Source organism: Anabaena catenula FACHB-362 (assembly GCF_014698735.1).
Taxonomy (GTDB): Bacteria; Cyanobacteriota; Cyanobacteriia; order Cyanobacteriales; family Nostocaceae; genus Anabaena; species Anabaena variabilis_A.
Window position 1 is genome coordinate 18,795 of record NZ_JACJTQ010000012.1, and the last position, 16,670, is coordinate 35,464.

The following is a 16,670-nucleotide window of genomic DNA, read 5'->3' on the forward strand; positions in this document are numbered from 1 at the left end:
GATGTCTAATCAAAAGGAGTTCTGAATCCCCCAAATTCATTTAAGTAAGTAAAAATTGAAGTGCCATTTTCATCCCGATTATCTCGATCAAACAGTAGCATTTCCGCAGCTGCTCTTGGCCCACGTAGATGAGCAGCAGCCAGCAGTCCAGAACTAGTTATAACTATTCCTCTTTGTCTGCGTCCAATAAAATCTCTAGTGGAACTTCCTCTCTGTTGGAGTTCCCCGTTAAGACGACTCCATTTCAAACTCATAGCCTCGCTAATCGCCTTTTCTTGCACATTTTTCTTGTTATTTAAAAAATCTTGCTTGCTCCCAACTTCGTTTTTTCTTGTCCATTGACCGAGCCAATAATTCTTGGCAACACCAGGTTGTCCGTAGTAAGTATTAGCTGTGTAATATCCAAGGTCAATTAATAGAGCTTCACCGAATTGATACTTGCCAATAAAACCTAACGGGTTCTCAATATTGTAAGGAGGGTTTTGTTGTCCTGTTTCCCTTCGTCCCAGAGCTAGTAGCATATCCTGAAAACTTCCTCTGGGAGAAACAGTAACGGGCTGAGACTGATTAATTCCAGGTATAACTAGTACCATCCCAGCCTTTAGTTGAGTAGGATCTGGTCCAATGGCAGACCGATTAGCCTCATAAATTCTTCTCCATGAAGCTTCACTACCATCACGATAAAATCTCTCAGCAATATTTGATAAAAAATCACCAGCTTGTATTGTATATCGAGTTCCTTGAGAACTTCCTGGGTTAGAAATAGGAGTAGACGGAGCCTGATTAATTCCAGGTATAACTAGTACCATCCCCGCCCTTAGTTGAGTAGGATCTGGTCCAATGGCAGACCGATTAGCCTGATAAATTCTTCTCCAGGAAGCTTCGCTACCATCACGATAAAATCTCTCAGCAATATTTGATAAAAAATCACCAGCTTGCACTGTATATCGAGTTTCATTACTCTGTTGTGCTTGTGCGACAGAATCGCTTTTTTGCAAAACAACATCGCTCAATTCAGGTAATAGAAATGATGTAGTGAAAGACGAGAAGATTATTAGCCCAATAGCAGATATGTTACTGATTTTTCCTGGGACTAATTTTTTGGTTAGTAATGAAAGCATGAAATTTTTTAAATTAGACATGATTTGTTCTCCTGATTTAGAGCAAAAACAGTGTGTATCCCAATACTGCTCGGTTAAGAGGGAAAGGGAAAAGTAGGAAGAAAAACCTTTACCCTTTAACTTTTCCTCAAACCAATTTACAACTTTCAGGTTCTTAAACAACAAGTACACTTGTGCAAGCTAATTGATTTAACGTCTACCGTAAACCATTGTCCAATACAACTTATTATCACGACCTTGAACAGCACTGACACCACCTTCGTTATAATTTGGATTCATAATGTTCTTGCAATGGCCAGGACTATTTAGCCACCCTTGAACTACAGCATTTGCAGATTTGTAACCAACAGCCACGTTCTCAGCAATACCTCTCCATTGATATCCTGCTTGCTTTGCGCGCTTTCCAACAGAACTGCCATTAGAACCTGTATGACTCATTTGTCTCCTTCCAGCCATGTCTGCACTATGAACCTGTGCAGCACGAGTCAAGCTACCATTTGCAGATAATGGTCGTGCAGAAGCAAATCTCTGATTACCACACACACGCCCTTGAGACCTAGCTTGATTAACTAATTGAATTACTTCGTTGTCAACAGAAGCTTGTGCTTGTTGTGCAACACCAACATTAAGCAAAATAATAGCGGCAGATAGCAAGCCTGTTGTGACTGTGAATTTAGTCATGTTTTTATTTCCTTTGTACTAATGACAGGTAGAATATTTTCCAAATTCAAGAAAGAAATTGGGCATGGTACTGTACTTATAAAAACTAAAAAATTAGTTATTATAAGACTCCATATTTTATGCCTGTAGGTAGCCAGATTTAGTCCACATAGATGTAGACTGCACCTTAATATCCTGTGGGTCAAAATTTGAATGCACAACTGTGAAATTTTACCAAGGAATAAAAAATAAATTTTTATCCTGATTTTGTGTGAGCTTATTGAGGAGAATCAAATTTTTGATTCACTTCTCTACTACTCGTAGATAGATGCGGGAAAAAATTACTTATACACTTCTGACTTGAACCTGTTTACCAACTTTATTTTATATAAATATCTCTGTACTAATACCTCAGCTATGTGAATCCTGATATTTTAACCAACATAGGACTTACGCAAGATGTGACTGAAAACCTTATTCCTGTGTAGCGGTAATTCATGAATTACCGCTACTTTAGTTCTGTTTTGCGTAAGTCCTACAACAGCATCTGTATAAGTTCAAAAAACTGCAATCTATATATAGATGTAGCTTTCCAAAAGATTAATCAAAACGGTCTGTGGTGAAATATCTGTGTTGTTGATATCATGTTTGATGAAAAACGAGCTAATTTGAGGAACTATGCTAATTCCATCAAGATACTGGACAATTCAGGTAATTGATTCTCCCATAGTCCAACAAAACAAGCTAAGAGGCGGCTACAAAGTTAGGAACATCAATCAAGCACAGGAGTTTTTTAGGATAAATTTTCCCAAATTAGTCAGCAAACCCACACTATCGTCAGAAGAAAACAAACATATTCAAGCTGTGCTGTGGGAAATTTTTCATTCTGCTGCCGATATCTACCAACGCGCCTGCGCTGGACTTTCTTTGAGATGCTATATTTCTGAGACAATTCTTATCGTCTGTAAAAAAATCGCTCAAACTCATAAACCTAAAGTTGAGGAACTGCTTTTCACCTATATTGATTTGCTGCCATTCGTTTTAAATGATGATGGTAAAACACTTGTGATTTTCGATAGTACGGGACAAACTCAGCAAATATTAAATAATGACGGCACAACTCAACCACTTGCTAAAGAAGGAGAGTTATTTACTGTTGAAATTTTGCGAACATTTAATCCTAATTTAAATTCTAGCGAAAGCTTAGATAATTGGACTTGGAGACTCACAAAACAAAATCATAATTTAACTTTATTTCTCTGGGAATTCGGGATACACACTCCCAGTGATTGGGGGTTATTATGTAGGGAGATTCCCCATTCTATCAAACCGCGTCTTGAAAAAGGAGACTATGAAATTGTAGAGGTGTTTCATGCAGTCTACCGTCGAGATAGACGTAAGTCAAACGACAAAGGACGTTGTTCTGAACCAAAAATCACCCAACTGCAAGAAATGATGGTTTTGTTGCAGCAAAAAAATATGATGTTGAATTCTTATAGAGAACTCATTAATCATCTGCAAAGAATTGCCGAAATCTTGCGTCAGGATAAACTTTACCAAAAAACAGGTATTCTGAAAACAATACCTACAGAAGTTTATGATACATCAATTAATGATTATGTCCCTAATCGAGAATTACCTTATCATACTGACCCAGATCCAGAGGAGATTGAATTACAGCAATTACAAGGTGTGTGTAATGCCTTGTTTGAAAAGATTTTATATCAAGCAATAGCAGAAGTTATTTCTCAACATTTTGAATATTTAAAAAACAGCAAAGGTTACAAAAGTTTTGCCCAACAATTATATGGAGGTTTGCAGCTTTACTACCGAGACAATATGTCTTTAGGAGAGATTGCTAAAGTATGGGAAATACCTTGGTGTAAAGCTAGACGTATATTTAAATTAGAAAACCTTCTCGATAATGTTCAGTATCGCACAGAAGAGAACTTTCTTGGAGAAATTTCTAAAGTTTCAAGCACATCGGATTTAATAACTAGGTTAAAGACAATTTCTAGCGACCCAGACTATTTAAAAAACCTGGCTGAAGAAATTAGAAATTATGCCTTGAATAAAACTTTCTTAGAAGCACGTGCAGAAATACAAAGCGGTAAGAAAAAGAGTAAAAACAGCTTATTTGCTCAACTTTTATGCCGCTATATCAATGATTCAATTAACAACGTAGCATAAGTAAATTACGGTTATCAACATCATAATATGACTTATCACAGTTTACCAAATCAGCAGGAGATTGGATATAATGAATACCTTAGTTTATTCACAATACTGGAGATGTAAATTGTCACCCAAATTTATTTGGCTAGAACCAGAACATTTTGAGGAAGCTAAAAAAATTAGCGCACATAACTTAAACGAAGCGCACCAGTGGAAAATTTATTTAAATGCACTAGCATTACTAGGCTTTGAACAATGGGTAAGCGAAAGAACTCGAAGCATTAAGATTAGTCGAGATCATTGCTCTATATTTCACCCCGAAAATGCAAATGTAACTGATGTTGTTTCTAATTTAAAATTAGGGTATTTTAACCTCTGTTTAATTACTGTAGATAACCTAATTGATGATTTTATTGCTATCCCAAAAGAATTCATTAATTCACCAAAATTACCACCCCATTTTTATGTTTTATTAGAAGTATTAGAAGAAGAGGAAAAATTAAATATTTATGGTTTTTTTCGTCAAGATAAAATAATTGAATATTGCCAGTTGACTCATTTAAAAAATCAGAATGATGATTGTTATTTATTACCTTTTGCTTGGTTAGACCCCGAAATAAATAACCTTTTGTTATCTGCTCGTTTCTTGGACGTAGCAGCAATTCCTTTAGCTGCAACAGTTACAGGTAATAACGCAGTTGTCTTGACTCTTAATCACGCCAAAGATGCAGTTAGTAAAACAATAGTAAACCTGAATGACTGGTTAAGTGGAGTTTTTGCAGAAGGTTGGCAATCTACAGAAATCATTTGGAAGACGCTGCCAATTAACTTAGATGTGGGTTTTGCCAGGAGCGTAAACAAGTCAAATAATTATGAAGTATCAGGAACTAAAATATTTGATTTTGGGCTAATGCTAAATGGCGAAAATTTTGCTTTAATTATCAACCAAAAAAGGGAAGAAAATAATGAAAAAGATATCCTTGTGCAAGTTCTTCCTCAAGATAAACCATATCTACCACCTGGTTTGAAACTAAAAGTTACCCTGAATCCCAATACCTTGGAGTCAGAAAGTCAGGAAGTCACTGCCAGGAAAGCTGATAATGCCATTCAGTTAGAATTTAGTGAATCTCCTGGTAAACAATTTCAGGTTGAAGTCAGCTTCAATGATGCCGTTGTGACTGAGAAATTTTTGTTGTAATAAATATAAAATTTATTCCTGTAAATTTTACACAGCAAGGTTTATAGCAGTTGGATGACGGTAAACGTCAGCTTTGATGATCTGACCCCTAAACAGATAAGTTTACGATTTACTGAAATTCAGGAAGTGCATAAGTTAATTTATCTGGCATCTATCAAGGATATAGATGAAGAATTTTGGTTTTAGCCGTCCTCTGGTGAAACCATCTAAGTACCAATTTGAAAAATGATGGCGACAGATGTAACTACTCCAAGCCATACAGAGATAGGGATTCCCAATCCAAAATGGTATAAACTGCTTCAGCTTGCGGTGTTTTTATTGTGAGATTAGTTTATGGGTCATCAATCTTTTTCCTCGCCACCTATTAACCCGTTACAGCGCCTTCATGTCTACGATAGCTTGATGATGAACGCTGAACGCTGGCAATTAGCGCATCAATATCATCGGCATCGTCAAAATGTCCACTACCAGTCCCTCAACGAACCGGGTATAGTCTGTGGTTTGGGTGTACGAGTGATTACTCCACCAAGTGATGCACCGGCAAGATTTCGAGATCAGCGTTGGTTAGAAATTCAAGCAGGAATTGCCATTGATGTAGAAGGTAATCCAATTATTGTTGATCCATCAATTGATCGCAAGTTTAGAATTGCCACAGCAGTTCCCACAACTGGAACTTTAACGGTATATTTAGTTGCTAGTTATGTAGAACCTCAAAATTTAGGGCAAAAAAACACCTCCACCCTAATGAGAGAATGGTTTCGGTTTGATGAAAAAACCAGCCCACCGACGGAAAAAGAAGTGGAATTGTGTCGCATCAAGTTACAACCGAATAAAGTCCAATTAGCAAATCCGCGAGATGCGTTATTTCCTGATGTTAACGAGTTGGATCTCCGCTATCGTTATCAAGCCAAAGCTAGACCAGAAGCGGTGGTTAGTATTGCGACTGCTTTCAATACGAGCGATCGCAATTATCACAACCTTTCCTATTTTATCCAATCTGTAGAAACACTTTATCCAGCTTTACAGGGAGCAGCACAAGTTGGACAAATAGATTTACAAACAAACCCCACAGAATATGACTTAATACATCTCACGGGTTGGCAGGTATTGAATCTGGAACAACAACAAATAGATACTTGCAATCAATACTTACAAACAGGTGGCGTAATTTTCATTGAAGTTCCTAGCGATAGCTCTATGTTAATAGAAGATATCAAAAATCTCATTGCATACCATTTTGAGATGCCTTTACAATCTTGGCAGGAATTAAACCGCACCCATCCCTTAAGAACAAAACCCTTTTTATTTGCAAAACTTCCCAGCATCAATGAACAAACTCTTCATATTTTCAATGCCGGAGGAATTATTTTAGTCGAAGGTGAACTTTCCTCAGCTTGGGGATTAGATGATGACTTGAAACTTGAACGCAATGATATTCGCACAGCCCAAGAATTAGGTATTAATTTTCTTCATTTTGCCCTGCGCCGACGACAAATGACACAGTGGTTACAATAATTAATTCGTAATTCTTAATTCGTAATTCTTAAGTCTTAATTAATAACAGCGGCTCCCGCTTTTATAAGAGATACATAATTAAGTTTTTACGGATATTTCTACCCCTGTGAATTAGTTAAAATCATGTGTTGCTTCAAAATTTATTCCCTTTTTATCTTTAATTATGGCAGGTAATGTACAAGTTATAGTTTCCAAAAAAAATCTTGAATTTACCCCAGATGGTCACTCAGGAACAGTAGACGATTTAAACATCAAAGACGAAAACAAATTTGATGTCATTGTCGTTAATGAAAGTGATAAATTTGCCAGCTTTCAAATAGAACTTTCCACACCTGGTTTAGATGAAAATAACCAGATTAAATGGTATCAGGTACAGCCAGAAATTTGTGCTAAAAAACCACCAGGTAGTCAAACAACATTTCATGTTGAAATTACCAAAGTTCCCATTCCAGCTTACGACACTACCATTGACTTAATCTTAAAAGTTATTTCAGTCGAATATGAGAAATTATATACGAGTCAAAAACTCAGATTAACTATTAAAAAGCCCTTGAGATCCTTGCGGTTAGAATTACCAGTTAAAGAACTCAAAGCTAAACCACAAGAAGTAATTGAAATTCCTGTCATCGTCTATAATTTAAGTTCAAAATTTTCAGAAATAACCCTGACTTGTGGAGGATTAGATCCAGACTGGTTGTTGTATGATCCAGATTGGTTAAATCAAAAAACTCAACGTACATTTACTATAGAACCAGGAGATGTACAGAAAACTCGTTTTTTGTGTCAACCACCGCAAGATACCTTGAGTAAAGAATATACATTTATAATTACGGCCAAGTCAAATACCAGTCAATATACTACAAGAGAACAGGGAAATTTTAAAGTTACTCCTGATGGAGTTGTACAATTTCTCTGTGAAGATAAGGAAAAAACAATACCGGGAAAAGGAAGAAAGAACTCCCAGTTAGCAACTTATGAATTATTATTTAATAACTCCAGTAATTTACCCCAACAAATTAAGGTTAATATTCCAGAAATAAAACTAGAAAAATGCGATTTTCAAACAGTTCCTGAATGTATAAATTTACTTTCAGGAGAAGCTAAAATTATGCAGATATTAGCCAAAAAGAAACGCCCTTTATTTGGGTTGAGAAAAAGATTATTATTTGAAGTATCAACAAGTTTAAAACATCCCAGTTCTGGAGAACCTAGCACAGAAATCTTTCCTGATCCCAATACCCAAATATTGACATTAAAGGTATTACCAATTATTCCTGTTTTTCTGCAATTTTTGGGGGGAAGTTTACTTTTGCTGATGTTGATATTGTATTCGCTAATTCCCAAAGCTTATCATAAAGGGAATGTTAATTCTGTGCGTTTATTTGGCAATGGCAACCTTGTATTTAGTGGTTCTAGCGATCAGACTATTCGACGTTGGCAAGTTGATGATAACCCTTTTTTGATCAACATTTTTCGGCTGAAACATAAACAACCTTTGATAGCAGGAAAAAACCAAACTCAAAAAGCAGTTCGTGTAATTCGTCAAAGTCCCAAAGATAATGACAGAATAGCAGTTGGTTTAGAAAATGGCGAAGTAAAATTGTGGGATATTTCCAAAAATACAGAAATCAAAAGTTTAAGGAATGATAAAGATAACCGTGTTTTTGATCTAGTATTTACTCAAAATGGTCGTTACCTGTTTAGTGGTCATGGTAGTGGACTTGTGAATATTTGGGATTGGGAAAAAATCAAATATATTAAAAACCCATTACCACAAGGTTATGTCAATGTTAAATTTACAATTTCCGCCCTAACTATTAATGAGACAGTACAAAATAATCCTTTAATTTTTGTAGCAGGTCAGTTCAATCAATTTGTAGTATGGGATTGGAATAATAAAAATAAATATGAACTTAAATATCTATATCTATGGCAAGACTGGGAGAAAAGAGGAGATAAGCCAGTATTTGGACAGCAACATTATATCACAAGTTTAGCAACATCTGGTGATATTTTAGCGAGTTCTGATAATCAAGGTTATATTACTTTATGGAGCATTAAAGAAATATATAAATGTTTCCGAACCAGTAAACAATTATCTGCTCAAAATAACCAAAATACCGTTCTGCAAACATCTCGTCGCCGAAGAAACATTAATCGAGCTATTAACCAAGTTTCCCCAAAAATAAATCAAATAAATTCATTTGTAATTACATCATGTAAGAATGCAATTATGGATCAAAAAAATGATGGTCATGGAAATCAACCTGTACGTTCAGTAGCTTTAACAGAAGATGGAAATTACTTAACAACTGGAGGTGATGATGGAAAGATTATGCTTTGGGATTTAACAGTAAATAAAGAACAAAATAAATCGCTGAAAACAAGGAAAATTGTTGCGAAATCTGATGCCAAAATCAATAGTGTTGATATCAAAGTTTTACAAGATTATCTTCTCATAACCAGCGGAGATGATAACTATAATGTGAATCTATATCGCGTTAATGAGAGCAAAGAAAATGACCGTAGCAAATAACCCAATCTTTATAGAAGAAATTCCGGGAAATAGCAATGATATTAGACGTGGTTCTACTATCAAACGCACCATCATTATCAAAAATATTGGTGATATCAAAGCAGACGTGGATATCTGGATAGCTGCAACAGATAACAACTCAGATCCCTTATTAAGATGGTGTACTTTTAGTGAAAAAAATCCTTTAACCATCAATGCTAAAGAATCTAAACAAATAACATTTAATTTTCAAATACCTCAACAAGCAATTCCCAACATATATAATTATGAAATTTTAGTTGAAGCTGCATCTCAATACCCTGGTAAAATATTCCGTCGTCCTCAGCAGTTGCGGATTTTACCTTCAAATCAAGATGCTGAATTTGGTAATGAACCAGTTTATAGTATACAGCCTGTTACCGCCTCTGCTAACCCTTTACCTCTCCAAGCCGGAGAAAAATTAGAACTAAAAATTAAAGTTGAAAATCGTTCTAAAAGAGTAGATCGTTATTATTTAAATTGTGCAGAATTAGTTAAAGAATGGTATACGGTATCATATCCAGAAAGTAGCTTAAATCTTCCAGGATTAGTTAAAGAAACTGATGGTTTAGAACTCAATCCTGGTAATGCTGGTGAAATCACTTTAATTTTGCATCCACCACAATATACACCAGCTGGCAATTATTTTCCTACCATTAACTTGGTTTCTAGCAACACAGAAGATTTGGTGTTGTTGGATGTAGTGTATTTGCAAATTTTACCTGATGATAGATTAAGTCTAGAATTGCTTCCTTTAGAACGCAAAGTACCCTTAGAAGCTGGAGAGTTTGAACTTGAGATAATTAATCATGGTAATATTAGGCGAGAACTTAGCATTTTTGTTAATGAATTAGAGGAAATTTTTAGTTATCAATTAGAACCTCCCGAAGTACAACTTGCACCAGGAGAACTGCAAACAGTTTTCTTAAAAGCAAAACCTAAAAAATGGTGGCGACGCAATTTATGGAAAAAAGATTTAACATTTAATTTTGATATTGAATTAGAAAACACACCATCACAAACCGGGGAAATTCCTGATTTAGCACTACCTAAACAACTACCCCAAGGAACTTTAGTATGGGAACCCCGTCCAGCTTGGTTATTATGGCTAATATGTCTATTATGCTTAGGTGCGATCACTTCTATAGGAATATTCTTTTTGTTGAAATATCTCAACAGTCAAAAACCCTCTCCTGAAGTAGTGAAATTGGCAACAGAAGCCAAAGAATATCAAGAATATAAAGAAAAAGATATTCCCGTTAATTTAGAAATTAAACATCCAGAACAAGTAAGCAAAATTGCCTTAGTGCGTATACAAGGTAATGTAGAAGTTGATCGAAAAAATTTATTATTAGAACTAGATAAAACAACTAAACAGTTTAAAATAGAGAATAGCGACTGTAAGACTAATCATCAATCCTCAACCACAAACCGACCAAAATCAAATACTTCTTTAATATCGGGAATGGGTTTAAAATTACCTTTTACAGAACCCAGTACCGCACCCAAATCAAATATAAATGTTTTAAACTGCGAAATTAAAATACCCAACAATCAAAAAGCAGGAACTTACACCTTTAAAGTAGAAGTTTTCCCTAAAAATAACTTACAACAAATTGCCTCAACACAAATCACAGATAGCTTCATTATTAAACCGTCAATTCTGCCAATAATTACAGAATTATCTTCTACATATTCTACTTATCAAGAAGTCAATACAGAATTACCAAAAGCTTTGGGTATTTCCGCATCAGCACCAAATATTTCAGAATTACCCACAGTATTGAAATCACCACCTATTCTGCTGAATTGGCAAATTAGTAACTTCGATAAAATTAAACAAATAAAACTTATTGGTTTGGCTGATGACGGTTCAATTGGTAGTCCTGAAACTAGCTATTTAGTATCTAAAAATAGCTTACCTAACGAACTGAGTAAATACTGTTTTTTAGCGAAAAACAATCTTATTTGTAGAAATATAGCGACAAATGTAATTCAGCCTGGTAACTATACTTTTAGAGTCACAGCAATTCCTAACATAGGAGAAGGAAACCCAGAAATTATCAAAGAAACAGCTAAAATCAAAATTTTGCCGAAGCCACCAACTCCACCACCCCCACCAATTCCACCAACACCTGTAAATATTCTTTCTTTTACAGTCAATGGTAAAAGTGCTGCCACTACACCCAGCTTTATTTGTGAACTCAGTGAAGATAAAGTACCAAATGAAATTTCTGTAGGTTGGCAAGTACAAGAAGGTGAAGATATTAAAGTCGAATTGCTACCTTTTGGCAATGTAAATAGACAACAAGATTCTCTACTTGTGGCTGTCAGTCAAAGACCTAGCACTTATTTATTAACACTAAAAGTAACAAATAAAGCTGGGGAACAAAAAACTCAAGGGGTGATGATTGAAACTGTAGAGGGACCATTGACAAGTCTCTCTAAATTATCATCTTGTGTTAATAAGACTGCAAAAAAAACACCAGCAAAAGTTTCATCTCCATCACCAACCATTTCCCCAACTCTTAAACCAACTCCTAAAGCATTACCAACTTCTTTACCAACAGAAACTATTTCTCCAATTCCTACACCATCACCAACCATTTCCCCAACTCCTAAACCAATTCCTACACCATCACCAACTTCTTCTCCAGCAGTAACTATTTCTCCAATTCCTACACCATCACCAACTCCTTCTCCAGCAGTAACTATTTCTCCAATTCCTACACCTGTAGAAGATAAGCTACCGCGAATTGAGTCTAAAATATAATTTGCTCACACTAACAAACAACTAAATTTCCATGTTAAATACCCAGCATCATAGAAAATATGAGCATAACAGCAAACAATTGGCAAGCTAATAATCATGCTTATCTGACAGCATCTCTAGCTAAAATTAGAGAGGCTTTGGTGCAGCATATTGATCCTAGTTTGCTAGATGAAGAATTCATAATTGGGGAAAAATCAAAATCAAAAACTTCCACACTAGATGCAATTTCTTCTGAACAATCTGCTTTAGAAGAACTTTGTAGTATTTTTGGTTTGAGTGATTTTGAACACGATTTACTATTGTTGTGTGCTGGTGTAGAACTGGATGCGAGTTTTGCGGTACTTTGTGGTGCAGCTTGTGGGGATGCAGAAAAATCCTATCCTACCTTTGGTTTAGCGATAACGGTATTAGAAAATCTGCACTGGAGTGCTTTTAGTCCCAGTGGAATGTTACGCAAATGGCGATTAATTGAAGTTGGTTCTGGCAGTGGATTAATGAATAGCCCTCTACGAATTGACGAGAGAATACTGCATTATTTAATGGGTGTGCAACATCTAGATTCACGCCTATTAGGGATGGTAGAACCTGTAGAAATAATGGAAGAATTAGTCCCATCTCACCAACAATTAGTCGAAAAAATAGTAGCTGCTTGGACAGTAGAAATTACAGATTTATTAAAATTGCCAGTATTACAATTGTGCGGAACAGAAGTAGCTAGTAAACGCCCTATTGCGGCTTTAGCTTGTGAATATTTAGGACAAAATTTATATACTATCGCTGCCCATAGTATACCTACTACTCCCATTGAATTAAATCAGTTTAAGTTACTTTGGGAGCGAGAAGTGGCATTAAGTAACAGTGTATTGTTAATAGATTGTGATGATTTAGAAACAGCAGATACAGCCAGGGAAGCGGCTATTGCCCATTTGTGTGAATGGCTGCGTTCTCCGGTGATGATCACAACGAGCGATCGCAAACGAGCTAGACTGAGAGCTATGTTAGCCTTTGATATTGAACGCCCCACCAGCAACGAACAATATCAAGTTTGGCAAGCAGCATTAGGAACAAACACCTCATCTTTAAACGATCAAGTTGATACTTTAGTATCCCAATTTAATCTCAGCGCCCCCATCATTCAAGCCGCTTGTTCTCAAGTTCGTAGCGAGTGGCAACAGGCACAGGAATCACAAAATAATGTAGATTTTAACCTGCTGCTTTGGGATACTTGCCGCGCCCAAGCCAGACCCAAATTAGACGACTTAGCAGAACGAATTGAATCAAATGCAAACTGGGATGATTTAGTATTACCAGAACCACAAATGAAAGTCCTCAAAGAAATAGCTTCTCATGTTCAACAAAGAACAAAAGTTTATCAACGTTGGGGTTTTGGCAACAAAAGCGGTAGAGGTTTGGGAATTAGTTCTTTATTAGCTGGTGTTAGTGGTACAGGTAAAACCACAGCAGCAGAAGTGTTAGCACGGGAATTGCGACTAGATATATATCGCATTGATTTGAGTGCGGTGGTGAGTAAGTATATTGGGGAGACAGAAAAAAATCTGCGGCGGGTATTTGATGCTGCTGAATTAGGAGGAGTGGTTTTACTTTTTGATGAAGCTGATGCTTTGTTTGGTAAACGTACAGAAGTAAAAGATTCCCATGATCGTCATGCCAATGTAGAAGTAAGTTATTTATTACAACGTATGGAAACTTATCGGGGTTTGTCGGTTTTAACTACTAATCTTAAGGATTCTTTGGATCAGGCATTTTTGCGCCGTATTCGTTTTGTGGTGCAGTTTCCCTTTCCAGATGCGGCCACAAGGGCAGAAATTTGGCGTAGGGTTTTTCCCAAAGATACACCAACAGAAGGATTGGATTTTCAGAGGTTGGCACAGTTAAATGTAGCAGGAGGAAATATTCGCAATATTGCACTCAACACAGCATTTTTAGCGGCTGATGCCGGAGAAGTGGTGACAATGAAGTACGTTTTACAAGCTACGATGAGTGAGTATATAAAATTAGAACGGGCGTTGACGGATGCGGAGATTAAAGGTTGGGTTTGATTGATTTTTGTGGCAGTGAATTTTTGTTTTACTTATTAATAAGAGGAATATGTCTATGGGAAGCCGACAACTTACTAAGAATAAAAAAAGTCAAGGTGAAACTTTAGCTCTAACTTCGGGGATGTTTGAGGGGCGATCGTTTGCAGTACAGGGGAAACTGGGGGGGAAGGTAAAAAAGCCTGATTTTAATACTTCTTTGATACGGGCTGAGAGGTATGGGCATAATTTGGATAGGATGCAGCCTACAAGTATTTCAGCCTCACAACCAATTCAAGCAGCGAGAACTAGCAGAACTACTCAAACAGGGCAATCTTCAAGTTTATTTGCGACTAATTCAGTGACAACAGAAGAGCAAGCTCACCAACTTCAGGTAGGTCAGCAACAACAACAATACCAGATACCTCAAAGACTACACCATTTTTGGGCAGGAGGAAATTTAACTCAAGACGCTCTTCAAAACTTAATAGCTTGGCAAGAAAAAGCACAAACTAATGCATGGAGTCAAACGCTGTGGACAGACTCAAAAGTAAACAATCATTTTAATAATCCAGGATTACCACAAAACCTTGAATTTCTAAAGGCACAAGGAATTAATGTCCAGGATATGGCGCATATTGGCTTGATGAATCAAGAAAGTGATATGGCTTATTTCAACTTGCGAAAACAACTACTACAAACAGGTGATACATCTGTACTGCCATATATGTCTGACCTAGCCCGCTATACACATTTATACCGTCAAGGCGGTGTGTATGCCGACGTAGATATTAACCCTGGAAGGGTTGATCTATCAAATCCATTAACGCATCGAGATCCAGTGGGGGAAGTTCCACTTCTAGGTCCAGGATTTCGGACTCAGCAAGATGCAATAAGTTTAGGATACGATCCATTACAACCGAGTGATTCACCAAGCAATTTGGCAGCTATTAATAACAGTTTTAGTACATATCAGATTGGCAATCACTTTATTGCTACTCGACCCGGAACAGAAATGATGAAAACAGTTTCCGGTATAGCGGCTAAAAATCTAAATCAAAGCAGCGTAACTAATGGCCCTTCCGATGTGATAAGAGCCTTTGCTAAACAAGATCTCGATCTAGATCAGGTGCATGAACAAGCAAACGGACCGTGGAATCCTCATATCAAATGGATAACAGATGAGAGCAATAACACGGTGAACTGATTGTTGAAGGGAATAATTTCTCCCTTGACCTATATTAAGTGAATGAGGATGAAGTGCAATCACAATAATTGCTTTCAAAGCTTTAGACAAGAGGAAATGTGTAAGTGATTAGCGCATTAATTTTTAGCAAAATTTTTCCATAAATTTATCCCAAACTTACTAATTATGACGTATGGCAATAGTAAAGACTACAACTTCTTAATTAGAGCCAGAGAACCCCCATTTCTCATGCTCTTTTTACCTTAAAACAGCAGTAACAATCCTCTGTTTTACTCAGAAAAATCACAGCAACTACCTCTCCTAAAAAGAGAAAGTTACCAATATGCAAAAGCAAATTCAAAAAAAACCGATGGCGAACAACCCCGCAGCGAAATCATCGCATAGTGGGTTTGCCAGTCAAGGCTTTACAGTCCAGTCAAAATCAGATAAAGCCTCTCCCGACTTGAAAACTCAATTGAGTCGAGCCACACGCTTTGGTCATAACATGAGCCAAATGACCGCAATGCAAACCAAAGCCGCAGAACCAGCAACTCAGGCTATTCAACGTCAAGAAGAACATGAAGAAGCTGGACAGATGAAGTCTGAGCAAAGCTCTCAACCTTCCATCCAACGTCAGGCTGCATCCCCTACCCCTAGTTCTGGTAACTCCATACCTGGGGGAGTCAGGGCAAAAATGGAAAACTCATTCGGGACGAGTTTCTCTGATGTGAATATCCACACTGATAGCATCCAAGCCAAGTCAATTGGAGCTTTAGCCTATACCCAAGGAAGCAACATTCACTTTGCCCCCGGACAATATAACCCCCAAAGTCCATCAGGACAGTCATTGTTAGGACATGAACTCACTCATGTTGTGCAGCAGAGAGCCGGAAGAGTGGCAGTACCTACCCAAAGTAAAGGCGCACCTATCAATGCTGACCCATCCCTAGAAAATGAGGCAGATCAAATGGGAGCAAAAGCAGCACGGGGTGAAGTCGCTCAAGTTCCCGGTGCAGCAGGAGGTATGGCAAGTAGTTCATCACCAATCCAAAACAGCACCCAACCCGTTCAGTGCTTTCTGCCGCTATTATTAGGTGGTCTACTTGGTGGCATTGGCGGAGGAATGGGTGACAGCCTCTTCAGAACAATTACAGGCGGTGGTGGTGGTGGTGCTGGGGGCGGGGGCGGTGGCATGATGCCGCCTCCAATGCCTATGATGCCGCCTCCAATGCCTATGATGCCGCCTCCAATGTCGATGATGCCTCCTCGAATGCCTATGATGCCGCCTCCAATGTCGATGATGCCTCCTCGAATGCCTATGATGCCTCCTATGATGGAATGTTATTAAGCGGTTTACTGCATAGTATTGGCAAGTCACGCCAGTAGAGTTATTTCTCGTTTTCTCGTTCCCATACTCTGTATGGGAATGAATTCTAGAAGGCTCTGCCTAAC

General features: G+C 37.3%; 10 protein-coding genes. 8 read left to right on the forward strand and 2 right to left on the reverse strand.

Going from position 1 to position 16,670, the window contains the following annotated elements; all coding sequences use genetic code 11:
- Positions 1-5 precede the first annotated feature (5 nt).
- Positions 6-1,142, reverse strand: a complete 1,137-nt coding sequence (locus H6G68_RS10025) for a LysM peptidoglycan-binding domain-containing protein (RefSeq protein ID WP_242045211.1) — start codon at positions 1,140-1,142, stop codon at positions 6-8.
- A 168-nt stretch (positions 1,143-1,310) separates the two neighbouring features.
- Positions 1,311-1,802 carry a CAP domain-containing protein gene (locus H6G68_RS10030; RefSeq protein ID WP_190906513.1) on the reverse strand — a complete coding sequence of 164 codons (492 nt, stop codon included), beginning with the start codon at positions 1,800-1,802 and terminating at the stop codon, positions 1,311-1,313.
- Between the two features lie 657 nt (positions 1,803-2,459).
- Here H6G68_RS10030 and H6G68_RS10035 point away from each other — a divergent pair.
- The 8 genes from H6G68_RS10035 (at position 2,460) to H6G68_RS10070 (ending at position 16,566) form a co-directional block, all read left to right on the forward strand.
- On the forward strand, positions 2,460-3,971 hold the full coding sequence (locus tag H6G68_RS10035) for a hypothetical protein (RefSeq protein WP_190906514.1): 1,512 nt from the start codon (positions 2,460-2,462) through the stop codon (positions 3,969-3,971).
- A 70-nt stretch (positions 3,972-4,041) separates the two neighbouring features.
- Positions 4,042-5,154, forward strand: coding sequence for a DUF1822 family protein (locus H6G68_RS10040; protein ID WP_190906515.1), 1,113 nt, complete (start codon positions 4,042-4,044; stop codon positions 5,152-5,154).
- Positions 5,155-5,487: 333 nt separating this feature from the next.
- Positions 5,488-6,669 carry a DUF4159 domain-containing protein gene (locus H6G68_RS10045; protein WP_190906516.1) on the forward strand — a complete coding sequence of 394 codons (1,182 nt, stop codon included), beginning with the start codon at positions 5,488-5,490 and terminating at the stop codon, positions 6,667-6,669.
- Between the two features lie 163 nt (positions 6,670-6,832).
- The gene (locus tag H6G68_RS10050) at positions 6,833-9,205 is read left to right on the forward strand and encodes a WD40 repeat domain-containing protein (RefSeq protein WP_190906517.1); all 2,373 of its coding nucleotides are present in this window, start codon (positions 6,833-6,835) and stop codon (positions 9,203-9,205) included.
- Positions 9,189-11,996 (forward strand): hypothetical protein, encoded by a 2,808-nt coding sequence (locus H6G68_RS10055; RefSeq protein ID WP_190906518.1) that lies wholly within the window; start codon positions 9,189-9,191, stop codon positions 11,994-11,996. Before H6G68_RS10050 ends, H6G68_RS10055 begins: the two co-directional genes overlap by 17 nt.
- A gap of 59 nt (positions 11,997-12,055) precedes the next feature.
- Complete coding sequence (locus tag H6G68_RS10060) at positions 12,056-14,056, forward strand: ATP-binding protein (RefSeq protein ID WP_190906519.1); 2,001 nt, start codon at positions 12,056-12,058, stop codon at positions 14,054-14,056.
- Between the two features lie 49 nt (positions 14,057-14,105).
- Positions 14,106-15,239 carry a glycosyltransferase gene (locus H6G68_RS10065; RefSeq protein ID WP_190906520.1) on the forward strand — a complete coding sequence of 378 codons (1,134 nt, stop codon included), beginning with the start codon at positions 14,106-14,108 and terminating at the stop codon, positions 15,237-15,239.
- Positions 15,240-15,561: 322 nt separating this feature from the next.
- Positions 15,562-16,566 carry an eCIS core domain-containing protein gene (locus tag H6G68_RS10070; RefSeq protein ID WP_199332562.1) on the forward strand — a complete coding sequence of 335 codons (1,005 nt, stop codon included), beginning with the start codon at positions 15,562-15,564 and terminating at the stop codon, positions 16,564-16,566.
- Positions 16,567-16,670 lie beyond the last annotated feature (104 nt).